Raw genomic sequence first — 23,646 nt, 5'->3', positions numbered from 1 at the left:
ATCGTGAGCATCGACTGGTGGCGTGGTCATGGCTCGTTGATCCTCTGATCGCCGCCGGCCTGGTACACCCGACCCTGCCCCGAGGCCCGCGCCCGCATCTGTATGTTCCGCGCGCCGTCGCCGGTGGAGACGATGCCGGTGTTGTCGCCGTCGATCGCGATCGACCGCTCGCCTTCGGCCGTTACCTGAGTCACCGTCTCGGGCAGGGCGATGTCGGCCGGGGCGCGGTCGGGGCGCGTCTGTGTGCGCAATGCCACCACCGCGACCAGGAGCCCGGCCGAGCCCAGCAGCATGCCGGCGAACATGCCGATTACGCTGGCCCGTTGATCCAAAGTGGCCAGCAGTTCCGGGGGTAGGTGCAGCGGATCGGCGAAGAACCACAGCAGTCCCGCCACCAGCGAGGCCACCAACGCCACGAGCGCGATGATCGCCATGCCGCGCCACAGCAGGGATCCTGGCACGCGTTCCGCCTCAGGCGTCGTCTTCGACATGCCTCCAGAGTGCTCCCCAACCGGAGCGAGCGGGACCGAAAGTAGCGAAGGCGTTACTTGCCATCAAGGCAGTGCGAGACGGTCGTTTACGGGACGGTTCCACGGCGCCGGAGCCGTCTCCGCGGATTCCCAGTTCAGACGATCACGCGATTCCCGGCGATCGTCCCGAAACCCGTTGTCACTTTCCCAAGTTGTGTGCACGACTGTCCTGGGCTTTCGGGCGTCTGTGCAGAGGACTATGAAGCACCGGCTTGTCCATAGTCCTCTGCGCTATGGTGCAGTCGTTCCCCTACTCGCGTGCGCGACGGTGAGGTCCCGGCATGGACGGCGGGCGGGCGAGGGCGTCGTGTCGGGTCTGCTTCCCCGGCGCTCCAGTCGAACGCGGTACAGCGACCGCGTGGTCGATCGTGGACCAGCATGCGAACTTCGCCTGCCCGTGCCGCATGAGGCATTCGGATGGCGCTCGCCAGCCCTCGCGTCGTCAGCCCGGAAGGCGCCAGTTGCAGCGGCCCTCGATGCACAGCTCGGTAGTCGTCTCGCGGGGGTCCGGCGTCTTGATCGATACCTTGCCGCCCCACCGGCTGTAGCGGGTGTCGACGTGGAAGGTCTTGCCCACCAGCTCGTCCGGGCCCGCGATCAGGGTGTACGCGCTCTGCACTCTGCTGATCAGTCCCGCCGAGGTCAGGGTTAGGGTGTAGAAGAGCTTTGTGTCGTCGTCCCGGGAACTGTGGGATGAGTGCTGCGCCCAGCGGGAGACCCGCTCAAGCTCCTTGAGGGTGATCGCGCCGGTGACGGTGTCCCCGCTCCGTTGTCCGTTCTTCAGCAGGGCAGCCAGGGTCGCGGGCTCGGCCGGGTTGACGAGCTGCTCGTCGTAGCCGAGCAGCTCGGTGTGCCAGAGGTGCAACTGGTGCGAATCCTTCCACCAGGTCTCGCCCTTCTTCAGCCATTTCCCGATGGGACCGCCGGACCGGTAGCTGGTGCCGCCGATGGTGTGGTTGAAGCCGATGACGCGTTCGCGCCCGTCCTCGCCCCCGGTGGTGGTGATGTCCAGGGCCTTGATATCGCCCTTGGCGGTGAACTCGAAGACCCCCTTACGTCGGCGTTCCGCCTGTTCGACGATGCCGTCCAGCAGAGTGGCCGTCTCGGTGAAGTGCACGCCGTGTCCGGGCGCCAGCACGGCCTTCAGCGCCCGAACAGGGTCCTTGGTCACCGCCTGCGCCGGAGCAGCCCCCGCCAGCAGCGCACCACAGGCCACCAAAGCTGTGATCATCCTTCTCATGATGGTGATCCTGCCGCGATCGGATCACATCCGGAACACGGGCCAGATGCGACGACCAAAAACCCAGACAGCTGTGCATGGGACTCTGCATATTCCTGCAGGCGGCATCGAAAATCGACAATCGCCCCGAAACGTCACCGGTCAGTCTTGGGTTTCCGAACCTTTTCGGGATGCTGAGAAGGCGAACGTCACTGTCGTCGAGAACAGATACCTTCTGCGTACGCACGTCGCTCCTGGTTGGCGACATGACGGAATGGCGGTGACAGCTCAGGGCGGTCGCATCAATACCGCCACGTTGGCTTAAAAGCCTCGTTTTCAGCGTTGTTTCGAGCGTCCGGGTGAATCTGGCCTCCTGACCGCGGCTAAACATCGAGCAATGATCGGCTGATGGTGACGCCAGATGCCAGGAAGAGACGACTAACCTAGCCTGGCAACTATATGTAGTGAATCAATTGCCGTATGCAAGGGGCTGGTCGGTGAGGGGCGATTCGCCAAGTTCCGGAAGAGTTATGCCATTGATGGCAGTGCTCGTCTCTGCGGCAATTGCCGTGACCGCGTGCCAATCCGGCGACTCCGTTCCCGAACCGTCTTCCACGGCAGCGCTCTCTGCCACTCCCGCACCGACTCCCAGCCCCACCTCGGACAAGGAAGCCATTCTGGCCGCGTACCGCGAGGTGTACCGAACCGGACCGCTCGCCGAACGCGCTCAGCCCCAGGACCGAAGGGCGATTCTCAAGCCAGTCGCGACCCAGCCCCTGTTGGGCACGATGTTGAAGGGCATCGCCGCGCTGCGCGCCCAGGGCCGGGTCACCTGGGGGCAGCCCGTCTTCCACATCTTCGAAGTCGACATCCGGGGTGACGGGGCTCTGCTGCGCGACTGCCAAGACGCTCGGAAAGCCGGTCAAGCGGACGACCGGACCGGAAAGCGCCTCACCCATGGCATGCCCCACACATACATGGTCGCCGCCCTCGCCAAGGAGGCAGACGGCATGTGGCGAGTCGCGAAGATGACGCAGCTGACTGAGCCATGTTCACCGGTCTCATGACCCTTGTCCTCGTCGGCGCATTCATGTGTTTCCCTGCCATGAACGACGATGGAGATGGTGTCGGCGTGGCAACGCAGCCTCTCAGCTACACCATTTGGGCCCAGGACAGGTCCCGCCGCGCGCCTGCCACTCGCGCCAGCCAGCCGAAGGTCACCTGCTCCTACCAGCGATGGTGGTACGCGAACGGGCTCCAGAAGGTGGGCCAGCAGTACGCCGATCCCGACAGGCCCCTCAGCACCGATCCGGTGAAGAAGGGTGCCTGGTACCTGGCCAAGTGTTCCAACGGAACCCAGAAGATCGTCTGGATCGAGAACAAGCGCACCCCGGCCGTCATCGCCGAGCAACTCGCTCAGCGGGCGTACAAGCGAATCCCGATCACACCGCCGCAGGTGCTCACGGCTCCGCCACGCGGACGGGAGGGACTGGTCGGTCTCCCGCACTGGTTCTACCTGGCCAACGGACAGTGGGCCGCCAAGTCCAAGCGGCTGCGTACCGGCGGGGTCTGGGCCGAGGCCACGGCAAGGCCCCAGCGGATGACCATCAACACAGGCGAGGGCAACACTTTCATCTGCGACGGCCCAGGCACCGCCTACGACCCCGGCCGCCCCGCCGCGCGGCAGAGCTCCACCTGCTCGTACCGCTTCCAACGCCCGGCGAACGCTCACCAGGTGACCGTGTCGGTCACCTGGGCCGGCACATGGCGCGGCTCCGGCGGCGCGGGTGGCGCGCTACCGCCGATCACCAGGTCGGTCACGTTCCCGGTCCGCATCGTCGAGGCCCAGACGCTCGTGACGAAGGGATGAAGGTTGATGCTGCTTCAGCGGCTCTCGCCGCCCAGGGAGACGGGCCAGGTGCGTCCGCTGCCGAGCCGGCGCAGCCCGATGATGCTCGTGGCCGGCGTCGCGTTGACCGCCTTGGGGGCGCTGGTGGCCTGGCAGGTGTACGGGGTGGCCAGTCAGCGGGTGCCGGTGCTGGTCATGGCTCGTGATGTGCCGGTCGGCCAGCAGATTCAAGCGCAGGATCTGCGTACGGTCGCGCTCGGCGTGGATCCGGCGGTCCAGTCCGTCGATGCGGCCGGCAAGAGCGCGCTGATCGGCAAGCGCGCCGCGGTGGATCTGAAGGCGGGCAGCCTGCTCGCCCAGACGCACGTGACCGAGACGCTGGTGCCGGGGCCGGGCGAGGTCGTGGTGCCGGTGGCGTTGAAGCCCAGCCGGTTGCCGGCCAGAGGGATCCAACCAGGTGACCGCGTCGTGGCCACCACGGCGTCGACCACTGAGCCGGGCCGCGGAGTCCCCCAGGATCATCCGGCCAAGGTGGATCGAGTCGGGCAGCCGGACGTGGACGGCCTGGTAGTCGTGGACCTGGTCGTCCCGGCACAGGCTGGGACAACACTGGCCAGGCAGGCAGCGGATGGCCAGATCGCGCTCGTCCTGCAGTCGCGAGCCGGGTGAGCGACCATGCTGATCGTTCTGTGCTCTGGCGGCCACAGCCCCGGCGTCACCACAGCCGGCCTGGCCCTGACCCTGACCTGGCCGCGTACGGTCCTGTTCGCCGAGTGCGACCCAGCAGGCGGGAGCGTCCTGTCAGGGTTCCTGGTCGGTCACCAGCAGGACCGCGGCCTGGGCGAGTGGGCGGTACAGCTACGACGCGGCGCCAGCGCAGCGAACACGCTGGCCGAACAGGTGCTGCAGCTGAACGGCCCGGACAACCGCCGTATCCTGCCCGGCCTGGCGAACCCTTCCCAGATCTCATCGGTCCAGCCGCTGTGGCGGGACATCGCCGAGACCTTCGCCACCCTGCCCGGAGATGTGATCGCCGACATCGGACGCATCGGCGGCCCGGACACGCCCCTCCCCCTGCTGACCAATGCGGACCACGTCCTCCTCATCGCCCAGCCGACGCTACGGGACCTGTCCGCCCTCGCACCCCGCCTTGCGACGATCATGACGGCCCGCGCCCACCGGCCGAGCCCCCGAATACTGCTGACCGGCGACGGCCCCTACAGCCGCAGAGAAGTGGCCAAGACCCTGAACATCGACGTAGCAGGCCACCTCCCCCACGATCCGAAAGCGGCAGCCGTCCTGACCCACGGCACAGGCAGCGAGCGCCACCTGTCACGATCCCTCCTCCTCCGGGCCATCCGATCACTCGGAACCAGGCTGTACGAACAGGTGCCGGCATCATGAGCTTCGACGTACAGAAAGCAGTACGAGAACTCCTGCCACAGGTGACCCAAGCCCTCGACACCGCCACGGTCACCGGCGACGAAGCCGTCCGCGAGTACGCGCGAGCCGTCATCATCAACCTGGTCCGCGACTACGCCGACACCCGAACCCTCGCCGGCAACAGCGCCCCCACCCTGCCGCAGGAACGCCTGCTGGCCGAAGCCGTCCACAACGAGATCTTCGCCCTGGGCCGCCTCCAGCCGTTCGTCGACGACCCCGAAGTGGAGAACATCGACGTCAACGGCTGCGACCAGGTGTGGATCACCTACTCCGACGGCCGCAAGGTGCTCGGCCCGCCCATCGCCGACAGCGACGAGGACCTGGTGGCCAACGTCCGCCGCTGGGCCGCCTACCAAGGCCAGACCGCCCGGGACTTCTCCATCGCCCGCCCCCGCCTGCACCTGTCCGTCGGCCGGACGCGCATCGCCGCCCTGATGGGCGTCACACCACGCCCGTCCCTGTCGATCCGCAGACACGGCATGCTCCACGCCGACCTGGACGACCTGATGGCCTCCGACACCCTGGACAAGAGCTGCCGCGCGTTCCTGGCCGCCGCCGTACGCGCCCACAAGGACATCGTGATCACCGGCGGGATGGGCGACGGCAAGACCACCTTCGCCCGAGCCCTGGCGGCCGAGATCGACCCCGACGAGCGGATCGCCACCGTGGAGAAGGAGTACGAGCTCTTCCTCCACGCCCAGCCCGACCGCCACCGAGACGTACTCGCCCTGGAGGCCCGCGAGGGCAACACCGAAGGCTTCGGCGCGCTCACCCTCCACCAGCTGATCGAGGACGCCCTGCGCTTCAACGCCCGCCGCATCATCGTCGGCGAGGTCCGCGGCGACGAGCTGGTCCCGATGCTGGAGGCGATGAACACCGGCGGTGCCGGCTCCATCTGCACCATGCACGCCGACTCCGCCGACCAGGTGTTCTCCCGCATGCTCATCCTGGCCGGATCGGGCGGCCTGTCGATCGCCCCGGAGACGCTGTTCCGCACCATCGGCATGGCCGTGGACTTCGTCATCCACCTGCGCCACGAACTCCGCCACGACCTGGACGGCCTGGTCAACCGCCGCTACGTCGCCGAGATCCACGAAGTCCTGCCTCCCGCCGATGGCCTCGAACCGGCGGTCAACCGCGTCTACGTCCCCGGCCCCGACGGCCGCGCGGTGCCGAACACCATCCCGCAGTGCATGAACGAGCTGGTCGCAGCCGGCTTCGACCCCAGCCTGTTCACTGGAGGCTGGGCATGACCGGCTGGCTCGCCGCCCTCTCCGGAGCCGCGCTGATCGCCGGACCCCTCCTGACCGCCGCCGGATCACGCCAGGTTCCGGTACAGCCACCCCGCCCACCAAAGCGCCGGATACCTCGCTCTGCGGCCATGCCGGTGGCGTACGGACTGGGAGCGTTCTGCGTGATGTGGTGGCTGACCGGCTGGCCGGTCGCTGCCGCCGGGGCCGCGGTCGGCGCCGTCGCGCTGCCCCGCATGCTGACCAGCCGCGACACCGTCCAGCGGATCGAACAGCTCGAAGCATTGGAAGCCTGGATCCGCCACCTGGCCGACGTGCTCGGCGGCAGTGCGGGCATCGAGGAGGCACTACGCTCCAGCGCCGACCACCCACCCGCGCCGATCGCCACCGAGGTCCGGGCCCTGGCCCGGCGCCTCACCTACCGCACCCCCACCGAGCAGGCCCTACGAGCGTTCGCCGACGACCTGGCCGACCCCACCGGCGACATGATCGCCGGTGCGCTGATCCTGGCCTGCCGGGCCCGCGGCCAAGGGCTGCGCGAGGTGCTGCAACGCCTGGCCCGTACGGTCGCCAAGGACGTCGCCGCCCGCCGGGAGATCAACGCAGAACGCGCCACCCACCGCGTCACCGCCCGTTGGGTCGTCGGCGCGCTGCTCGGCTACACCGCCTTCGCCCTGCTCAACACCACCTACGTCGCCCCGTTCGGCACGATCGGCGGGCAGCTCGTGCTCGCGATCGTGATCGGCCTGTACGCGGGCGCGTTCGCCTGGCTGCACCGCCTGGCCCGGCCGCCCAAAGGGCACCGCTTCCTCAACACCGCAGGTGAACGTACATGATCGAGATCGTGCTGGCCTGCGGCGCGGTCAGCGGCCTCGGCGTCGCCCTCGCCCTGTCCACCGCCTTTCCCTCCCCTCCGGCGCTCGCCCCCGCGATGGAACGTCTGCGGCCCGGCGCACGGGCCGAACCCGCGCAAGACTGGAAATCACGCCTGGTCACGAGACTCTCCGGGACGGAGATCGGCGCGCGGGTCCCGCACTCCGATCTGGCCTTGCTCGGCAAGACGTCCCACGACTACCTCGCCCAGAAGGCGTTGATGATCGCCCTAGGAGCGGCGGGGCCGTTCGTGTTCTGGGCGTGGTGCGCGCTGCTCGGCGTCGTCCTGCCCTGGCCGGTCTCGTGGGCGGGGTGCCTGGCGTTTGCCGTCGCGGTGTTCTTCGCCCCCGATGCCGCCGTCCGCGGCCAGGCGGCCGAGGCGCGTACGGCGTTCCGGCAGGCCATTGTCGCCTACCTCGACCTGGTCGCGCTCGCCCGCGCCGCGGGAGCGGGCCCGGCCGAGGCGCTGGAATCCGCGGCGAAGATCGGCCATGGGTGGACCTTCCAGCGGCTGGCGCAAGCCCTGGACCCGGCGCGCCGGGGCACCGGCAGCGCGTGGGACGAGCTCACTCGGCTGTCTCAGGAGGTCGACGTCCCCGAGCTGGCGGACCTGGCAGCCATCGCCCAGCTCGCCGGGACGCGGGGAGCGAGCATCCTCGACACCCTGATGGCCAAGGCCCAGTCCCTGCGCGAGGCCGACCTGTCGGCCGAGGTCGCCAAGGCCCGCTCCCGTACCGAGACCATGACCGTCCCGATGGCCCTGTCGGTCCTCGGATTCCTGCTGCTGCTCGGCTATCCCGCCTTCGCGCGGATGACCGGCGGCTGACCCCTTTTCCGGAGGTACCCATGATCCGTAATCGCGTGCTCTCCCTCGCCGTGCGGCTGGTCAACCGCTGTGCCGTACGACGAGGGCTGGACCCCGAACGCGGCGCGTCGACCGTGGAATGGGTGATCATCGCGGCGGTGGTCTTCCTGCTGGCCATCACCGTCGGCACGAAGATCACCTCCGTTGTCAACGAACAGCTCGCCAAGATCAAATGAGTAGACGCGAGCGGGGATCGGCGACGCTGGAGGCTGCCCTGGTCTATCCGGCGGTGCTCCTGCTCGTCATGCTCACCATGAACACCGCGCTGTGGTATCACGCCAGAACCCTCGCCATGGCCGCCGCCCAGGAGGGACTACGCGCCGGCCGTGCCCACGGCTCCAGCCTGGCGGCAGGGCAGGCGACCGCCGAACGGTTCATCCGCGAAGCGGGCGGATCGTTCCTCACCCATGCCAAGGTCGCCATCAGCCGCGACGCGAACACCCTCGAAGTGTCGGTCAGCGGCCAGGCCATCACCCTGGTCCCTCTACTCACGCTCCCCGTGACCCAGGTCGCCTGCGCTCCCATCGAGCAATGGACCACCCGATGACGCGCGAGCGCGGATCCATGGCCCTGGAGATGGCGATCGTCGCACCGGCGCTGATCGCCCTGCTGGTGATGGTCATCGGGCTGGGACGCGTCTCCTTCGCCCACAACGCCCTCGACGCCGCCGCCCGAGACGCCGCCCGCCAAGCCTCCATCGCCCGCGACCCGGCCACCGCGCGATCGGCCGCCGTGACCAGCGCACGGGCGGCGCTCGCCCGCGAAGGGCTGGCCTGCGCGCCGTCGGTGACCGTGGACACCACGGGCCTGTCCGCCCCGCTCGGCAGGCCGGCCGTGGTGGTCGCCCGCGTCTCCTGCGAGGTGAACCTGGCCGACCTCGCCGTACCGGGCATCCCTGGCACCAAGAACATCACCAGCAGCTTCACCAGCCCGATCGACCCATACCGCGCCAGAAAGCTCGGACTCGCGCCATCAAAAGGCTTCTCGGCAGTGAATTTGAAGCGCTCAGGCGAGGCGCAGCTGTGAGGAGGCACGTGGGCCGGCGAACCGGAGCTTGGCCGGATCGGAATAGCCGTGACTCAGCGAGTGGCCTCGAGGTGGCGGCGGGCACGATGCCAAACGCTCTCGAAGTCGCTCAAGGTCAGGCGCTGGGGATCGTAGCCGTCCCATTCTTGGACCGGAGACTCGGCAGTCAGACCATAGATCGCCTCGTACTGCCTGAGACGTCCTGCGCTCTGGGCCTCCTGCCATTCGGCCAGCGATGCCGCGGCGACAGGCGTGCTGTCGAGACCGCGGAGCTCGATCTGCCGGATAACCCAGCCCTCGGAGTCGACCTCGAAGTAGAACCAGATGTCCTCTTCGTCCCAGTAGGCGCGAAACCAATGCGTCACCTACCCATGATGCCTGCACCAGCCGGAACATCAGAGCCCAGGTGCCATTCGGCCGGAATGATCGAGGATGCCGAGTCGCGGCCGGTCGTGGACGATGAGCGAGGTTCGATCACGGTCTTCACCGCTGTGATCGCGTTCGCGCTGCTGCTGTGCGCCGGGCTCATGGTGGACGGCGGCGCCAAGATCCGTGCCTTCCGCGAGGCGTACGCCGCCGCCGAGGAGGCGGCCCGTGCCGGAGCCGGACAGATGGACACCGCACGCGCTTATGCCGGCGGCCGGTTCGAGGTCGACACTACCCAGGCGCCCGCCGCCGCCCGCGCGTACCTGTCGGCCGCCGGCCACACCGGCACCGTCTCCACGACCGGCAACCAGGTACGGGTCACCGTCACCGTGTCCCGGCCCACCTTCCTGATCTCCCTGATCGGCATCGACACCGTTACCGCCACGGCTACCGCCACCGCGCGGATGTTCCACGGCATCGAACAAGGACAACCATGACGATGTACGGGCTGCGTCATCCACTGCTCGCCAGAACCGCCGCCGGCACGGCACTCACCGCCCTGCTGGCCGGCATCCCTGCCGTCCTGTTGATCTTCTTCTGGCCGATCGACCTGCCCACGCTCGACGATCTGGCCACCCCGGGCGAGCCCATCGTCATCCGAACCTTGCTGCTGGCCACGGTGTGGATCTGCTGGGCGCTGTTCGCCTTCGCGGTGACGGTGGAGTTGGTGGGCACCGTCCGTGCCCAGCGCAGTCAGGTACGGCTGCCGTTCCAACGGCTGGCCGCGTACCTGATCACCACGATCACCGTCGCCGCGACCGCCCCCATCGCCGCACCCCGAGCCCTGATCCCGGCCGCAGCGGTCACCCTGGACGTATCCGATCACGCTCCGGCCGCCGAGCCCGACCAGCAGGAGGGCAGGCAACCGTATGTGACCTACGTGGTCCAGCCTCGGGACACCCTCTGGACGATCGCCGAACAGCAGCTCGGGGACCCGATGCGCTACCGCGACATCATCGCCCTCAACCAGGGCCGCACCCTGACCGACGGGCAACCCTTCACCCGAGGCGAGTGGCTGCAGCCCGGATGCGTCCTGCGGCTGCCCGCCGACGCCGGCAAGCCCGAGCACGCCCGGCCACGGACCCATACTGTCGCCTCCGGCGAAACCCTGTGGGGGATCTCCGAACAGCACCTCGGGAAGGGCACCCGCTACAAGAAGATCTTCAAGCTGAACAGGGGGCGTCCGCAACCGGGCGGGGCCCGGCTGACCGACCCGGACGTGCTGGAACCGGGCTGGCGACTGATCCTGCCCCGACATGGGCATGACGCTCAGAAGGCCAAGCCGGTCCACCGCCGCACCCTTACCCAGCATGTGATCAAGACGGCGCTGTACCCAGCCGATCACCACCCCGCGCACCCGGCCACCACCGGGGCCAGCTCGCCCCGTCCCGTCGCCGAGCCGGGTTCGTGCCGCTCTACCCCCAGCCCCGCTCCCCCAGCGCCAGCGCCGGCCGCCGCTGACGTGGTCGTCCTGCCCCAGGGCGGGATGATGGCGCTCTCCTTCGCCTCCGGCGTCGCCGTCGCCCTCGCCGCCACCCGCCTGCACCGCCGACGCCGCCTGCCCGCCCCGTCCATCGACGAACCCATCAGCGTGCTCACCCCCGAGCCACAACATCCAGCCGTACGGGCACTGGAACAGGCACACCGCCAGGCCAACCCAGAAACGGAACCAGACTTCGACCTGGTCAGCTCCGCGTTCGAGATCGACCCACCTGTCACCCTCAAAGCCGGAACCCGCGACGACAAGCCCGTTTACCTCACCCTGTCCGGGCTGAACCTGGCCCTCACCGGCCCAGGAGCCGACGACTGCATCCGCGCCACCGTCCTCGACCTGCTCACCCAGGCCGACGCCTACCGCGCCGACGTCATCATCCCCATCCCAGACGCCGAACGCTGGTTCGGCGACACCATCACCACCCTGATCGACCACCTACCGGGGCTCCGGCTGACCACCACCCTCGACGAAGCCATCAACCACCTCGAAGAACAGCTCCTCAGCCGCCGGGTGATCCTCCAGGACTACGAAGCCGACGACATCCACCAACTCCGCCAAGCCGAACCCGGCGAACCCCTGCCCGCGCTCCTGCTGGCCGCCTCCTCCCCCGACGGCCACCCCTACCTGAGCAACCTCCTGACCATGGCCACCAACCTGGGGATCGGCGCCGTCCTGGCAGGCCACTCCCCCTCAGGAACCACCTGCGAACTCGACCAGACCCACCACATCACCGAAGCGACCGGCCCACTGGCCGCAGACCTCCGCGACGCCACGCTCTTCCACCTCCCGCCCGAAGCCGCCACCTCGGTGCTCCACACCCTCGCCACCGGCAACGGCCTGCCCACCGACCACCCCGAACAGCCCGCTGACCTCCCCATCCCCTCGCCCAGCACGACGCCCCAGCCCGTGCGCTTCACCCTCCTGGGAGAACCCGCCATCGATGTTCGCGGCACACCCGTCGACCTGTCCAAACGCACCAAAGCACTCGAACTGTTCGTCCTGCTCGCCCTCCACCCCAAGGGCCTGGACCGCGAGGAGATCTGCGAACACCTCTGGCCCGACCTAGAGGAAACCCTGGCCGGCTACCGCTTCCACGCCGCACTCAAAGACCTGCGCATCGCCCTGCGCGACGCCTCCGCCCCCGACGACAAGAAAGCCCACTTCATCGAACGCGCCGGCAAGACCTACCGCATCGAAGCCCAGCACATCCACATCGACCTGTGGACCTTCCACCAAGCCCTCGCCGACGCCCGCACCGCCACCACCGAACAGGCCAAACTCGCCGCCCTGGAAACCGCCGCAACCCTATGCCGCGGACCACTCACCCGAGGCCTCAAATACGACTGGCTCGACCAGGACCACCGCTGGCCCCTCACCATCGCCAGCGTCAAGGCCCTCCTCCAACTCGGCGCCCTCCACGAACGCGCCGGCCACCACGAACGCGCCCTGGAGACCTACGACCAGGCCTGCGCCCTCGACCCCGATATGGAAAGCGCCACCCGATCCGCCATCCGCCTCCTGACCACCCTCGGCCGCACCGACGAAGCCCGCCAACACGCCCGCCACCTCAAAACCCGCCTCAACGCCCTCGGCGCCACCCCGTCACCCGAAACCCAAACTGTCCTGCAGCAACTGAACGCCCCTCGAAACGCGCCACGCATGCTTTAGTACGCCCACCCCAGGAACCGCTTCATGATCACCGACCAACAGCGGCCGCAACCGAAATCGCGTTGCAATCCCTCCAGGATGATGAGCGGCAGGAACAGGCGCATCGAGCCGAAGCACCACAGGTTGCGATCCCTCCAGGGTGACGAGCGGCCGCCACCACCACCAGTGGGCCAGCACGGAGCACGCGTTGCGATCCCTCCAGGGTGATGAGCGGCGTGTCAAGCCTAATTGGCAGACCATGTGGGACATGGCGTTGCGATCCCTCCAGGGTGATGAGCGGCTGGGGCATGGGGCGGGACCTGATCGGCGTGTACGCGTTGCGATCCCTCCAGGGTGATGAGCGGCCGTCCTGCGGCCCGGAGTGCAAGCCGGTCAAGGCGTTGCGATCCCTCCAGGGTGATGAGCGGCTGGCACGTTATGGCCCTCGTTCCCATCCGTCTGGGTTGCGATCCCTCCAGGGTGATGAGCGGCGGCACTGGCCGCCGCAGCCCGGCGACGTGTGGGAGTTGCGATCCCTCCAGGGTGATGAGCGGCCCGCGGCCCTCGAACACCTTGCCGTGCGGGCACGCCCGTTGCGATCCCTCCAGGGTGATGAGCGGCACCAAGCTGAACACGCTGTTCTCGGAGGCGGGCATCAGGTTGCGATCCCTCCAGGGTGATGAGCGGCCGGAGATGGGCAGCGAGTAGCCCACCTTCCTGACCTGTTGCGATCCCTCCAGGGTGATGAGCGGCCCGAGGAGCGTGCCCGATGAGCGCCACCATGGAGCCGACGTTGCGATCCCTCCAGGGTGATGAGCGGCCCGAGGAGCGTGCCCGATGAGCGCCACCATGGAGCCGACGTTGCGATCCCTCCAGGGTGATGAGCGGCGTCAGCCGGTCCTCGTCCAGCCGCCGCCACAACCGTTGCGATCCCTCCAGGGTGATGAGCGGCGGGCTCCACGCCGTGGTGGCTGGCAGCTCGCCTAAGTGTTGCGATCCCTCCAGGGTGATGAGCGGCTGCCGGGGCCACGACCCCGAACTCTGGTTCCCCGTCAGGTTGCGATCCCTCCAGGGTGATGAGCGGCCAGATCGCCAAGCAGAATCCCGGCAACCTGATCGTGTTGCGATCCCTCCAGGGTGATGAGCGGCCCCCAGGCTGCGCCTAGGGCAGTTGATGCGAGGTTGCGTCCACGGAAGTGGTGTACGAGTTTGACCTGGTCAGCAGGTGTGGCGCCGTGAAATGAGAACGGTCATCGCGTGATCCTTCGTAGCAACGATTCCAAGAAGGAGAACGGCGATGACCGCAGACAACAGTGTGACGCCTGCCCGGTGGCTGGCGCAGCAGATCGAGACCGGCGACCCTGACATGTTGCGATCCATGGTGAAGACCATGGCCGAGACGTTGATGTCGGCCGAGGCCGACAGCCTGTGCGGGGCCGGCTACGGCGAGCGCAGCAGCGAGCGGACCAACTCCCGCAACGGCTACCGCAACCGTGAGTGGGACACCCGCACCGGCACCATCGACCTCGCCATCCCCAAGCTCCGCACTGGCTCCTACTACCCGGACTGGCTGCTGGAGCGCCGCCGTCGAGCCGAGCAGGCGCTGATCAGCGTGGTCGCCACCTCCTATCTCCTCGGGGTCTCGACCCGGCGGGTGGACAAACTGGTCGAGCAGCTCGGCATCAAGCACATCTCCAAAAGCCAGGTCTCGCAGATGGCCAAGACGCTGGATGAGCAGGTCGAGGCGTTCCGCACCCGCGCCTTGGACGCCGGCCCGTACACCTTCGTCTGGATCGACGCCCTGACGCAGAAGGTGCGCGAGAGCGGCCGCACGATCAACGTGCACTGCCTGCTCGCGACCGGTGTCAATGCCAACGGCCAGCGCGAGGTCCTCGGCCTGGACGTCACCAGCGCCGAAGACGGCGCCGGCTGGCTGGCCTTCCTACGCGCTCTCGTCGCGCGCGGCCTGTCCGGCGTCCAACTCGTCGTCTCCGATGCCCACCGCGGCCTGGTCGAGGCCATCGGCGCCAGCCTGCCGGGCGCGGCCTGGCAGCGCTGCCGCACCCACTACCTGCGCAATCTGCTCACCACGGTGCCCAAATCGGCGCAGCCGTGGGTGGCCACGCTGGTGCGCACCATCTTCGACCAGCCCACCACCGACGCCGTCCGCACCCAGCATGCCTGGGTCATCGACGCCCTGGAAGCCAAATACCCGGCCGCGTGCGAACATCTCGACGCCGCCCGCGAAGACCTGCTCGCCTTCGCCACCTTCCCCCGCGAGACCTGGCGCCAAATCTGGTCCAACAACCCCCAAGAACGGCTGAACAAGGAGATCCGCCGCCGCACCGACGTGGTCGGCATCTTCCCCGACCGCGCCGCGATCATCCGGCTGGTCGGCGCGGTACTGGCCGAACAGACCGACGAATGGACCGAAGCCCGCCGCTACATGGGCCTGGACATCCTCGCCAAAGCCCGCGTCCGGCTCATCACCGGCGACACACCGGCCCACAACCCGCTCCCGCAGACACTCACCGCTTAACCTGCAGAAACAGGATCACGCGAAGATCGATTCATACACCACATCCGTGGACGTGACCTGATGCGATGCGTTGCGATCCCTCCAGGGTGATGAGCGGCCCTCGTATTCACACTGCCACTGATGGCGAGGGTTCTGGTTGCGATCCCTCCAGGGTGATGAGCGGCCTGCTCGAAACTCTGGCCACCGAGCAGGAGATTCTGTTGCGATCCCTCCAGGGTGATGAGCGGCCGTCGTCGAGGGCATGACCCTTGAACACCTGGTGTTGTTGCGATCCCTCCAGGGTGATGAGCGGCCTGATACCCGGCGTGGTCATCCCCGTGACGTCGTCGTTGCGATCCCTCCAGGGTGATGAGCGGCCCGAGAGTAAAGCCGCAGGTCAGAGGCATGTGATGGCGCTTCCACGTGAGGTGTTTTGCAGCAGTCCGCCGGTAGTGCAGATGCCCAGGTCAGAAGGGTAGTCACAGGACGGGATCGGTGTTACCGAGGGCCTGGCCGATGAGGTCGGTCTGGATGTTGTGGGGACCCTGGGCACGGTAGATGAGGATGCTGTCGTAGCTCGGGTCGATCTGGCCTTTGATGGCACTGATGAACTTACGGTGTTGCGCGGTGGAGAGCTCGCCCTGGAAGACGCTCCGTTGAACCCAGTGCAGGTACTGGCGGCAGGTTCGCAGGACTGCGGGATTACGTTCGGCAAGGGTGTCGTAGACGACGATGACGAACATGATCACCACCAGGGCCGGAACGGCTTGTATGCGGCGTCCTCAAGGCAGAGCCGCACCAGTTTGAGGGCTTCGAGGTGGATGAGTTCCTCGTACGAGACTTTCCGACGTAGCGCCCGATGGTAGACAGTCGTGGCCAGTTCGGCGCGGATGAGTTCGGAGACCTTCTTGCGGCCATCCTTGCTAAGGGAAGCATTGCCGACATCGGTTTCAAAATCACTGGGACGTAGCGTCTTCTGGGCCGCGGCGCGCTTGAGCAAGCGTTCGGCGAACAACGGCTTGAAGGGTTCCGCGAGGTCCAGCGCGAGGGTGTTGCGGCGTCGGTCGGTGTCAGCGTGAAGGAAACCGACGGCCGGATGCAGAGGTGTGCAGCGGAGCGCAGTCAGGACACGAGCGTACGTGATCGCGTTGGCGTAGCTGATGAAGGCGTTGCCGGCGTTCGCGGGCGGGCGGCGGCTGCGTCCTTCGAGGCGGAGCCACGTGGGGAGAATGGTGTCCAGCACGCCCCACGCAGTGCGGCGGAAGTTACCCTCGGCGCCCATGAGCTGCTCGCTTGTCTGGCAGGTGGCGAGTTGCTCGGTCAGCCGGGCGAGCGGGGCGTCGAGGAGGTCCGTGTCCAGCGCCCAGCGAATGTTGGCGGCGGTGGCGGCGATGAGGGCCCGGCCGACCTCCAGGCGTTTGTCGTCCGTTCCGGCAAGGGTGACCTGGCGGCGCAGCACGTGAGCTGAGCTGGTGTCTTCTGCGGGGGCGATGGCGCCGGCGTAGTTTCCGTAGTGGTCGAGGATGTGCACCATGACGCCATGGCGGCTGAGCAGCGAGATCGCCGAGGTGTTGATGTCGACATGGTCGAAGACGACCAGATCGCGGATGTCGGTGATGGGAACCCGTACGGGTGTCCGGTCGGGGCGTTCGATGCGGACGCTGTTGTCTTCGCGGCGGATACGGCAGGGCTGGGTGAGCCAGTAGGTTCGGGAGGCGGCGGTCATGAGTCTCCCCAGCAGTAGTCGATGTACGAGCAGCCGCGGCAGCGTGGACGGTCCAGCCGGGGCGGCGTCTCCGGCTGACTGACCACGGCCTGGGCCTGGCGTTCGGTGTCCTCGGCAAGGGCCCGGGCTTGCGAGTTCCAGGCGACGGTCGCAGTACGGCGGACGAGCGGATAGTGGATGACACCGTGCTGAACGGTCACGCCTCGCCGTTCCAGCAGCAGGCAATAGTGACGGACCTGGGCCTCGTGCTGTTCCGACGGCGCTCGGGACGACTTCGTCTCATGGATGACAGCTCCGGTCGTGACCCAGTCGATCTTCGCCTCACCGAGATCGATATCCCGTCGTCGCGTGTAGGTCGTGTCGTCAATGGCCTCGCCGTAGGCGACTGCGTCGCTGCGCTGCTCGGGACGGTAGCCGCGCATGTACAGCCAGAGCTGACGAGGGCAGTGCAGCAGGTACTTGATATGAACCCCACCGATGTCGCTCACAGGACGGTCTCCGGTACAGCTGCGGGCCGAAGGCTCAGATCCAGTCCCAGGACGGGATCGTAATCAGCGTCAATGACCCAGAGACGTAGATCGCGTTTAATGAATTCCGCTCGTCCTGCAGCACGTAATGCGGCGAGCTGGGTGTAGCGGACCGGGATGAGGAAGCCCGCGGCCAGTAGGGGATCCTTCTCGGCCTCGATCCGGTACTCGTCCACGTCGGCCCGGCGCAGCACTTCAACGGTGTCGAAGGCCGCGTCAAGCTTGTCGGCGAACTCGCTGCGGTCGTGAAAAGGGTCGGGAAAGGTGAGGAAGTCCCTGCTGAATTCGTCCCTGTGGCGTTCGGCCTCAACCGCCCAGTTGAGGCCCCATTCGGTGCTGTAGGCGATGTCGAGCCAGATTTCGATCGTCTCTTCTGAGAGCTCCGGCCCAGGTGCGGTCATCAACGCGGTCAGCGAGGCATTCAGCGCGCCCTCGTCGTACGGCCGGTTGGGGATGACCTCGGTGTGGACGCGGAACTCGACCAGCCCATCAGGGTGCCGACCTCGCCGGTTGATGCGGCCGGCTCGTTGAGCGATCGCTTCGATCGGCGCCAGCTCGGTGGCCCCTCGATCGAAATCCAGACAGAGCGAGACCTCTACGGCTTGTGTGGCCACGACCAGCCCGCCTCGCGGCGCTGTCTCCCCCGGCTCCCGTTCCGGGTACCGCTGCAGAATGCGGCGTTCGATCTCGGCGCGGTCCCGGGAGCGAAAGCGCGAGTGCAGCAGCAGCGCGCCGGGATGGTCGAGCCTCTTGAACAGCTCCTGCGCCATGGCGACCGTATTGGCGATCACCAGGACGCTCTGCCCCTCGTCCAGCCACCCAAGAATGCGCCCCAGGCTGGCATCAGAGTCGATCGGATCTTCGTCGAGTGTGAGCCGATGTCGAGCAGGCGCTGTGCCTGCCGGGGCGCGACGGACCTCAACCGAGCCGAGCGTGTCTCGGATCAGTTCGATCATCGGCTTGGCGAGAGTGGCGGACAGGACCGCTACCCGGCTGCCAAGCCGCTGCCACAGCCGCATGCACGCGCAGATCCGGCCGAAGGTCGCGGGATCGTAGGCGTGCAGTTCGTCCAGCACCATCAAGGCGTTGGCCTGTTCGAGCAAGACGCTGGAGTAGCGCGTCCCGGCGATGGCCGCACGCAGGAGCTGGTGGGGAGTGGCGACCCTGACGCGCTGGCTGAACAGGCGCATCGCACCGGCTCGGGCACGAGCTCTGCGAGCGTCGACAGGGCCGGGCGTACAGTCGTCGGCGATCGCCCGCGCCAGCAGCGTACGGGCCGCGGTGGCATGGAGCACGCCGATGTCCGGGTGTTCCTGTCCAGGGGCAGGGTCGAGATGCTTGATGAAGCGATCACGGGCCGCGTCGATGGAGGCTCGGTATGGCAGAAGCCAGACCAGACGCGGCTGGCCGGGCAGATCGTCGAGCTGACGCGAGGCCCAGGACAGTCCTGCTTCGGTCTTGCCGCTCCCCGTCGGAGCCACCAGGACGAGATGTTCTGCTATGTCGGCGGCCTGTCGTTGATGCGGGTACGGCGTCGGTAGCCGACCCAAGAAATCCCGCGGCAGCGGCATGTGCGTCTGCAAAGGCACGTGCGCGGATCCGGAGTGGTCCGCGAGGGTGACCGCGCCTTGCAGCAGTACGGCGACAAGACCGTCCTCGTCGTCAACAGGATTGATCCATTCGGCGGACAGCCAGGCGAAGACGTCTCGGGCGAGCTCCCACAGACGGCGGTCGTTAGCGGGCACCGGGGTATCCAGCTGATGCGCGAGCCAGCCCAGCCAGGCGCGATGGCGGGCAGCCGGCACCTGTATGCGGGGACGCCCGAGAACCGGAGATGGATCGCGGCCGAACTTACGCTCCCATGCTGCCACCGGCGGGTACATGGAGCGCAGATCACCGCTGCGGTGCGAGGTCAGCGGCCGGTGGTGGAAGGCCACACCAGCAGCGATCATCTTTCGCTCTTGGACGTCCAGCTCGCGGGTGAGCAGGTCGACGTAGGCCAGAGAGAGCACCTCGTGCCGTTCACCCCAGCTTTCTCCGCCAGGACGGAGCTGACGTTGGAAACCCTCGGCGACCTTCCCGGCGTCGTGCAGCAGGGCGGCCGTCTCCACCCAGGACCAGAACCTCGGATGGGATGCCAGAACCCCGGGAGAGCCGATCCGGCACGCGATCGTACGGGTGGCATCCCGGACTGCGAGGCTGTGCTCCGTCAGCAGTTCCGGCCGGCCCAGCCCTGATCCGCTGGCGGACTTGGCCAGCACCTGGGACAGTTCCGCGTCGTGCTCATCTGCCGAGGCAGGTGAGCTCAGCCAGACCGCCTGATCGCCGTCACGGTACGCCCCCACGACGGCGTGCTCGCCGGCCGGTTCGGAACACCACTGGTAGCTGCGGTATTCGGTACGGCCGCGGTCCAGGCTGATCGATTCCGCCAGCCGCAGCGTGCTGGCCAGCGGTGCCTCGTGACCCCCCACCGGCGCTAGAGCGTGCCCTACCCTGGCCCGCTCGGTCGGGTGCAAGGTGACCTCGCGGATGGAAACGACATGTACGAGATCTTGCGAGCGTCCCAGCCGCAGCCCCCACACGGGGCGGCGCAGCGCCTGTGCGATCCGGTCCCCCTCGGGAGCGGGTATCCAGATCGTCAGCCGAACGCCGATGAGGAAGGGCCTGTCCCGGATGGTCATTCCGCCCTTTCCGGGCGCTACTCGTCCTGCGACCGCGGGGTTGGAGCCGTCGGCAGCGATGGGGTGATAGGTCTCGGCGTCCAGGCCGCGTCCTTCGGCGAAAGCTGCCAGACCGAGCTGGATCGGCTCGCTGGCGCGACCGGTAGCCGCAGCCAGCATGCCGCGCACGGTGGAGGGCGGCGGCACCGGCAGGCACCGACTGACACCGGGGAACATCGGATCGCGGAAGGAGGCGACGGGCGCGTACAGATCAACCCGGACCGCCTGAACCGGGCCGGGCACGCTGCTCATCAGGCTCACCGGGCCGGGTCGTCGAACCAGGCGTCGTGCTGCCCGGTACGGATCTCCTCCGCCAGACCTCGGAGCATCGAGCGCGGGTGGTCGATGACGACCTGCCCTTCGTCGATCAGGCCGGCGACGTCGTGATCGAACTCTTTCCGGGCTCTCTCCTGGAAGCCGGGCCGCCAGCCCAGCCGCACGGGCGCCTCCCACTGGCCTTCCCAGGCGTGCAGTTCTTGCCGCAGGGCTTTGCCGCTCACCAGTAGGCCACTGCCGTCGGGAGCACCGTCGATCACGAATGTCAGGGGGTTCACCCCGCCTGCCATCGGCAGCGCAGCCACCAGAGCCGGCGTGCGATCGCCGTAATGCAGCGCCTTCTTCGCCCCGCCGGTCAGCTCGGCGAGCGCGTCCAGCAGCATCGCGACTCGTTCCCGGCGTACCTCCAGCGGCAGCCGGACTGCTGGGTGACCGCGGAAGGTGATCGCCTCGGCGCCCATGCTGACCGCCTGCGCCACGCTCATCGCCGCATCCGACGACAGGTAGTTGGCCCGTCCGCTGCCGTTCTTGGCCGGAAGGGTGAAGGTGCCCACTCGGGGAAGATCGAGCAGGAACGGCGCGACCAGGTCAGCGGTGTAGAACTCGTGCCCGTGCAGGACTGGGTCTTCGATGCCCCGGGACATCACGCCGAAGTCCTCGGTCGGGCGGGCCGGCTCGACCGACATGAACGTACCCACCATGAACGGCGTGTCCCGCAGGGTCGTGGCCTCGTCGGCGCTCTTGGCTCCCGCCTTCATGTAGCCGAACAGGTCGTCATCGGCGTACCGGATGGGATCGGCCGCCGTGTTCGCCTTCTGGGCCTTGCCCTGCGCCTTGCCCACTCGCTCGGTCGGGGAGGCGACCATGCCCATGCCGGTCATGGTGTCGCGCAGCCACCGGCGAAACGCCTGGGCCGACACGTACGGGTACCACTGGCCTCGGATACGAGCCTTCTTGACCGGCGTCGTCGTGGTGTTCTCGCCGCGTCCGTTGTTCGGTGCGCCCGCGTTGACGGCCAGCGCGATCTTCCCTGCCAGATAAGTCATCAGGCGTACTCCTCGACCTCATCGTCGCTTGTCTTGCCGAACCCGATCTCGCCCTCCGATTCGTCATCGCTGTCGTTCTTTTTGGCGCCAATCGGCACCCGCTTCGCGTCCAGCTTCGCGCTGACCTCGAAGAAGAGCAGCGCGCGATCAAGCCAACCCTTCGAGCCGTTCGCCAGCAGGTCGGTCAGCGTTGTGGCGTCCAACGCCTTCTGCGGCACACCGCGCAGACGCAAGCTGGCGCTCGTCGTCATCAGCAGCCGGTGTAGTTGATATCCGCTGCCGGCGGCGCGGCAGTAGTCGTTGAACCTGCCACGATGTGATTCTTGGGCGATCCAGCTCGCCAGCAGTTCCGCGACAGGCTCGAGCCGATCGGGGTCCATCTCGTACATCACCTCCGCATACAGGCGGCACAAGGCCCGCCACCTCACCCGCGTGAGCCGTGAAACCTTCTCCCAATCCCCCGACTGCGCCCACAACTCTCTAGGCAGGCGATCCGGCTGCTCCCCCTCGCGGTCGAACAGCAGCCGAGCAGCTACTGTCGCCCCGTCCACCGCCGTTCTGCCTTGCCGGTCGCGGCGCTTCAGCACCCGGCATAGATCCCGCCAGCCCTTCGCACAGTCAGGGTCAGCCAGCATTCGATGCACGAACCGGGCCACACCCGTCCGTGTCCCGGACACCCGAAGCCACGGCTCCTGGTTGTCGTTCTTGAACATCCACAAGCTGGTCGCCGCCGGTGTGTCCGCGGCGTATTCCCGCAGTGCCTCCAACGTCACCGCCTCGGGCCCAGCCATCGCGGGCAGCCCGTTGAAGCCCAACTGTCGGATCTGGCCTGCTCGCCGTACGTTCCGGGCCGTGAACTGCCGCTCGACCTGCGGGATATCACACATCAGCACCGTCGCCGAGCCCGCCGTCAGCCCCGCGCCGTACGGGAGCGCCCACAGCGCCACGCGGCATCCTCGGCACACGGGCCACCCCGTCGTCCCAGGCGGCAACGTGTTCAGCGACCGGATCGAATCGAACATCGGAAGCGTCGACTTCGCCCACAACATGGCGCACTGCTGTCCACAGAACGTGCAGGTTCGTTCGGCACCCTCGGCGTCGTCTGGCAGGAACAGCTGGACCATCTCGCGGGTCAGTGCCGTGCGGTCTTTCTCACGCTTGGCGTGAGTAGGCTTCGAGTTCGGATAGAGCGCGAACAGGACCTTCCACCAGTCGTAGGCGCCCGTGTCCGGGCGGGCGATCGCCGCCTCGACCACGTCGCCCACGATTTGCCGGACCACGCCGTCGAGTAGTTCGGCTGTGACATCCTCAACCCGGTCGCATCCGGCAAGTGCTGCCGCCGCCCATGCCCCGCACCGCTGCAACGGGTGCTCGGTAAGGCGTAACGACGATGCCGGAGCCTGGACGGTGCTTACCTGATCCACCCGAATCCCTCCACAGTGGATAGGCCGAGCCCCCATTCGTACAGGGCATCCAGCAACTGTGGCGCCGCCGCAACCCGAATCCGTGCGGTGGCTCCAATGCGAAACCCTTTCGCCACATCGAAGCGGCGTCGAGGGCCGGAATTCAGCACCTCCACTTCTACTTCATTCGACAGGCCGAGAAGGTCCGCCTTGTGTCGAAGGTTATGCGTCAACCCTGTCTGAAAATTAGCGTCTTCCGGAAGAATGTACCTGTCGTCATATTTAACCAGTACCGGCGAAACCGTATCAAAAACCGCAACCCCGTCTGAATGACTCACGACGCTATCCAATTGGATACCTTTGACCGACAGAACCACCGATCCCCACCGGATCTCACCGCGTCCCGCCAGCGCTGCCAGCAGGCACGCCGCGATCCGGGGCACCGGAGAGCCCATCGAGATCACGCCATTCGGCGAGGTCGAATACATGCGTGGACGCGGTGGTGCCCCTGGAAACAGCGGTGGAGAAACCCCCACCGGCCGAAGAGAACTGCCCTGCCAGCCGACATCGTGAAGCTCTTCAGCCACCCCTGCGTCCTGACCATCAATCAGGCCATAAACCACTGCCCTGGCCGGACCGTGAACATCTCCCCAGGGCATAACCGGTACATCTGGGGTGACATCAACACGAAACCGCACTAAACCTCTCCTCATTGTCCGTGTCGAACGTGGACCTAGTAGTAGCAGCAGACCCTGACGATTTCTGAGTTACCGCCAAAGTGATACCGATATGGCTGGAGGCAGCCAA

The 23,646-nt window shown here is 67.4% G+C and carries 23 protein-coding genes and 1 CRISPR repeat array; of the genes, 13 read left to right on the top strand and 10 right to left on the bottom strand.

The annotated features are described in order from the left end of the window. Positions 1 to 26: 26 nt before the first annotated feature. Entirely contained in the window at positions 27 to 491 is a 465-nt protein-coding gene (locus IEY87_RS33925; protein WP_189142922.1) for a hypothetical protein, read from the bottom strand. Between the two features lie 481 nt (positions 492 to 972). Then, entirely contained in the window at positions 973 to 1,761 is a 789-nt protein-coding gene (locus tag IEY87_RS33920; RefSeq protein WP_189142921.1) for a hypothetical protein, read from the bottom strand. A 527-nt stretch (positions 1,762 to 2,288) separates the two neighbouring features. Here IEY87_RS33920 and IEY87_RS33915 point away from each other — a divergent pair. From IEY87_RS33915 to IEY87_RS33870, 10 genes are all read left to right on the top strand, one after another. Next, positions 2,289 to 2,816 (top strand): hypothetical protein, encoded by a 528-nt coding sequence (locus IEY87_RS33915; RefSeq protein ID WP_189142920.1) that lies wholly within the window; start codon positions 2,289 to 2,291, stop codon positions 2,814 to 2,816. A gap of 65 nt (positions 2,817 to 2,881) precedes the next feature. After that, positions 2,882 to 3,619 carry a hypothetical protein gene (locus IEY87_RS33910; protein WP_189142919.1) on the top strand — a complete coding sequence of 246 codons (738 nt, stop codon included), beginning with the start codon at positions 2,882 to 2,884 and terminating at the stop codon, positions 3,617 to 3,619. A 6-nt stretch (positions 3,620 to 3,625) separates the two neighbouring features. Next, positions 3,626 to 4,267, top strand: coding sequence for an SAF domain-containing protein (locus IEY87_RS33905; RefSeq protein ID WP_189142918.1), 642 nt, complete (start codon positions 3,626 to 3,628; stop codon positions 4,265 to 4,267). Positions 4,268 to 4,273: 6 nt separating this feature from the next. Next, positions 4,274 to 5,002, top strand: coding sequence for a CpaE/TadZ family protein (locus tag IEY87_RS33900; protein ID WP_189142917.1), 729 nt, complete (start codon positions 4,274 to 4,276; stop codon positions 5,000 to 5,002). Further along, positions 4,999 to 6,294, top strand: coding sequence for a TadA family conjugal transfer-associated ATPase (locus IEY87_RS33895; protein ID WP_189142916.1), 1,296 nt, complete (start codon positions 4,999 to 5,001; stop codon positions 6,292 to 6,294). The genes IEY87_RS33900 and IEY87_RS33895 overlap by 4 nt, the downstream gene beginning before the upstream one ends. 128 nt (positions 6,295 to 6,422) lie before the next feature. Then, positions 6,423 to 7,127 carry a type II secretion system F family protein gene (locus IEY87_RS33890; protein WP_189142915.1) on the top strand — a complete coding sequence of 235 codons (705 nt, stop codon included), beginning with the start codon at positions 6,423 to 6,425 and terminating at the stop codon, positions 7,125 to 7,127. Then, a complete protein-coding gene (locus IEY87_RS33885) occupies positions 7,124 to 7,990 on the top strand; it encodes a type II secretion system F family protein (RefSeq protein WP_189142914.1) in 867 nt (288 codons plus the stop codon). Before IEY87_RS33890 ends, IEY87_RS33885 begins: the two co-directional genes overlap by 4 nt. 20 nt (positions 7,991 to 8,010) lie before the next feature. Then, entirely contained in the window at positions 8,011 to 8,205 is a 195-nt protein-coding gene (locus IEY87_RS33880) for a hypothetical protein (protein ID WP_189142913.1), read from the top strand. Next, positions 8,202 to 8,576: a TadE/TadG family type IV pilus assembly protein gene (locus IEY87_RS33875; RefSeq protein ID WP_189142912.1), complete on the top strand. Its 375-nt coding sequence runs from the start codon at positions 8,202 to 8,204 to the stop codon at positions 8,574 to 8,576. The genes IEY87_RS33880 and IEY87_RS33875 overlap by 4 nt, the downstream gene beginning before the upstream one ends. Next, positions 8,573 to 9,055 carry a TadE/TadG family type IV pilus assembly protein gene (locus IEY87_RS33870; RefSeq protein ID WP_225277411.1) on the top strand — a complete coding sequence of 161 codons (483 nt, stop codon included), beginning with the start codon at positions 8,573 to 8,575 and terminating at the stop codon, positions 9,053 to 9,055. The genes IEY87_RS33875 and IEY87_RS33870 overlap by 4 nt, the downstream gene beginning before the upstream one ends. A 53-nt stretch (positions 9,056 to 9,108) precedes the next feature. On the opposite strand, the gene IEY87_RS33865 is transcribed toward IEY87_RS33870, so the two are convergent. Continuing rightward, positions 9,109 to 9,420 carry a hypothetical protein gene (locus tag IEY87_RS33865; protein ID WP_189142910.1) on the bottom strand — a complete coding sequence of 104 codons (312 nt, stop codon included), beginning with the start codon at positions 9,418 to 9,420 and terminating at the stop codon, positions 9,109 to 9,111. 57 nt (positions 9,421 to 9,477) lie between these two features. Between IEY87_RS33865 and IEY87_RS33860 the strand changes: the two genes are divergently transcribed. The 3 genes from IEY87_RS33860 to IEY87_RS33850 all read left to right on the top strand — a co-directional run bounded on the left by IEY87_RS33860 (position 9,478) and on the right by IEY87_RS33850 (position 15,162). Continuing rightward, positions 9,478 to 9,918: a TadG family pilus assembly protein gene (locus IEY87_RS33860; RefSeq protein WP_189142909.1), complete on the top strand. Its 441-nt coding sequence runs from the start codon at positions 9,478 to 9,480 to the stop codon at positions 9,916 to 9,918. After that, positions 9,915 to 12,644: an AfsR/SARP family transcriptional regulator gene (locus tag IEY87_RS33855; protein WP_189142908.1), complete on the top strand. Its 2,730-nt coding sequence runs from the start codon at positions 9,915 to 9,917 to the stop codon at positions 12,642 to 12,644. Before IEY87_RS33860 ends, IEY87_RS33855 begins: the two co-directional genes overlap by 4 nt. 61 nt (positions 12,645 to 12,705) lie before the next feature. Beyond that, positions 12,706 to 13,772: direct repeats of the CRISPR family, unit length 29 nt; unit sequence GTTGCGATCCCTCCAGGGTGATGAGCGGC. Between the two features lie 148 nt (positions 13,773 to 13,920). Further along, positions 13,921 to 15,162, top strand: coding sequence for an IS256 family transposase (locus IEY87_RS33850; RefSeq protein WP_189142907.1), 1,242 nt, complete (start codon positions 13,921 to 13,923; stop codon positions 15,160 to 15,162). Between the two features lie 458 nt (positions 15,163 to 15,620). On the opposite strand, the gene cas2 is transcribed toward IEY87_RS33850, so the two are convergent. Genes cas2 through cas6 form a run of 7 tightly spaced genes read right to left on the bottom strand, consistent with a single transcriptional unit; the run spans position 15,621 to position 23,537 of the window. After that, on the bottom strand, positions 15,621 to 15,884 hold the full coding sequence (gene cas2 / locus IEY87_RS33845; protein ID WP_189142906.1) for a CRISPR-associated endonuclease Cas2: 264 nt from the start codon (positions 15,882 to 15,884) through the stop codon (positions 15,621 to 15,623). 2 nt (positions 15,885 to 15,886) lie between these two features. Next, entirely contained in the window at positions 15,887 to 16,867 is a 981-nt protein-coding gene (cas1b, locus tag IEY87_RS33840) for a type I-B CRISPR-associated endonuclease Cas1b (RefSeq protein WP_189142905.1), read from the bottom strand. Further along, positions 16,864 to 17,355: a CRISPR-associated protein Cas4 gene (locus tag IEY87_RS33835; RefSeq protein WP_225277412.1), complete on the bottom strand. Its 492-nt coding sequence runs from the start codon at positions 17,353 to 17,355 to the stop codon at positions 16,864 to 16,866. Before IEY87_RS33835 ends, cas1b begins: the two co-directional genes overlap by 4 nt. Beyond that, positions 17,352 to 20,366, bottom strand: a complete 3,015-nt coding sequence (gene cas3 / locus IEY87_RS33830; RefSeq protein WP_189142904.1) for a CRISPR-associated helicase Cas3' — start codon at positions 20,364 to 20,366, stop codon at positions 17,352 to 17,354. The genes IEY87_RS33835 and cas3 overlap by 4 nt, the downstream gene beginning before the upstream one ends. A gap of 5 nt (positions 20,367 to 20,371) precedes the next feature. Next, positions 20,372 to 21,436, bottom strand: coding sequence for a type I-B CRISPR-associated protein Cas7/Cst2/DevR (gene cas7i / locus IEY87_RS33825; RefSeq protein ID WP_189142903.1), 1,065 nt, complete (start codon positions 21,434 to 21,436; stop codon positions 20,372 to 20,374). After that, complete coding sequence (locus IEY87_RS33820) at positions 21,436 to 22,860, bottom strand: hypothetical protein (protein WP_189142902.1); 1,425 nt, start codon at positions 22,858 to 22,860, stop codon at positions 21,436 to 21,438. Before IEY87_RS33820 ends, cas7i begins: the two co-directional genes overlap by 1 nt. Beyond that, on the bottom strand, positions 22,848 to 23,537 hold the full coding sequence (gene cas6 / locus IEY87_RS33815) for a CRISPR-associated endoribonuclease Cas6 (RefSeq protein WP_225277413.1): 690 nt from the start codon (positions 23,535 to 23,537) through the stop codon (positions 22,848 to 22,850). The genes IEY87_RS33820 and cas6 overlap by 13 nt, the downstream gene beginning before the upstream one ends. Positions 23,538 to 23,646: the final 109 nt, after the last annotated feature.

The organism is Nonomuraea glycinis (assembly GCF_014646515.1).
GTDB classification, from domain to species: domain Bacteria; phylum Actinomycetota; class Actinomycetes; order Streptosporangiales; family Streptosporangiaceae; genus Nonomuraea; species Nonomuraea glycinis.
Note: the sequence above shows the minus strand (reverse complement) of the source record. Positions and strands in the feature narration are given on the sequence as shown.

Bases quoted from the DNA above. Each gene is read 5' to 3' on its own strand.
- IEY87_RS33925 (WP_189142922.1), bottom strand. From the start codon at position 491: ATGTCGAAGACGACGCCTGAGGCGGAACGCGTGCCAGGATCCCTGCTG.
- IEY87_RS33920 (WP_189142921.1), bottom strand. From the start codon at position 1,761: ATGATCACAGCTTTGGTGGCCTGTGGTGCGCTGCTGGCGGGGGCTGCT.
- IEY87_RS33915 (WP_189142920.1), top strand. From the start codon at position 2,289: ATGGCAGTGCTCGTCTCTGCGGCAATTGCCGTGACCGCGTGCCAATCC.
- IEY87_RS33905 (WP_189142918.1), top strand. From the start codon at position 3,626: ATGCTGCTTCAGCGGCTCTCGCCGCCCAGGGAGACGGGCCAGGTGCGT.
- IEY87_RS33900 (WP_189142917.1), top strand. From the start codon at position 4,274: ATGCTGATCGTTCTGTGCTCTGGCGGCCACAGCCCCGGCGTCACCACA.
- IEY87_RS33895 (WP_189142916.1), top strand. From the start codon at position 4,999: ATGAGCTTCGACGTACAGAAAGCAGTACGAGAACTCCTGCCACAGGTG.
- IEY87_RS33890 (WP_189142915.1), top strand. From the start codon at position 6,423: ATGCCGGTGGCGTACGGACTGGGAGCGTTCTGCGTGATGTGGTGGCTG.
- IEY87_RS33885 (WP_189142914.1), top strand. From the start codon at position 7,124: ATGATCGAGATCGTGCTGGCCTGCGGCGCGGTCAGCGGCCTCGGCGTC.
- IEY87_RS33880 (WP_189142913.1), top strand. From the start codon at position 8,011: ATGATCCGTAATCGCGTGCTCTCCCTCGCCGTGCGGCTGGTCAACCGC.
- IEY87_RS33875 (WP_189142912.1), top strand. From the start codon at position 8,202: ATGAGTAGACGCGAGCGGGGATCGGCGACGCTGGAGGCTGCCCTGGTC.
- IEY87_RS33870 (WP_225277411.1), top strand. From the start codon at position 8,573: ATGACGCGCGAGCGCGGATCCATGGCCCTGGAGATGGCGATCGTCGCA.
- IEY87_RS33860 (WP_189142909.1), top strand. From the start codon at position 9,478: ATGATCGAGGATGCCGAGTCGCGGCCGGTCGTGGACGATGAGCGAGGT.
- IEY87_RS33855 (WP_189142908.1), top strand. From the start codon at position 9,915: ATGACGATGTACGGGCTGCGTCATCCACTGCTCGCCAGAACCGCCGCC.
- IEY87_RS33850 (WP_189142907.1), top strand. From the start codon at position 13,921: ATGACCGCAGACAACAGTGTGACGCCTGCCCGGTGGCTGGCGCAGCAG.
- cas2 (WP_189142906.1), bottom strand. From the start codon at position 15,884: ATGTTCGTCATCGTCGTCTACGACACCCTTGCCGAACGTAATCCCGCA.
- cas1b (WP_189142905.1), bottom strand. From the start codon at position 16,867: ATGACCGCCGCCTCCCGAACCTACTGGCTCACCCAGCCCTGCCGTATC.
- cas3 (WP_189142904.1), bottom strand. From the start codon at position 20,366: ATGAGCAGCGTGCCCGGCCCGGTTCAGGCGGTCCGGGTTGATCTGTAC.
- cas7i (WP_189142903.1), bottom strand. From the start codon at position 21,436: ATGACTTATCTGGCAGGGAAGATCGCGCTGGCCGTCAACGCGGGCGCA.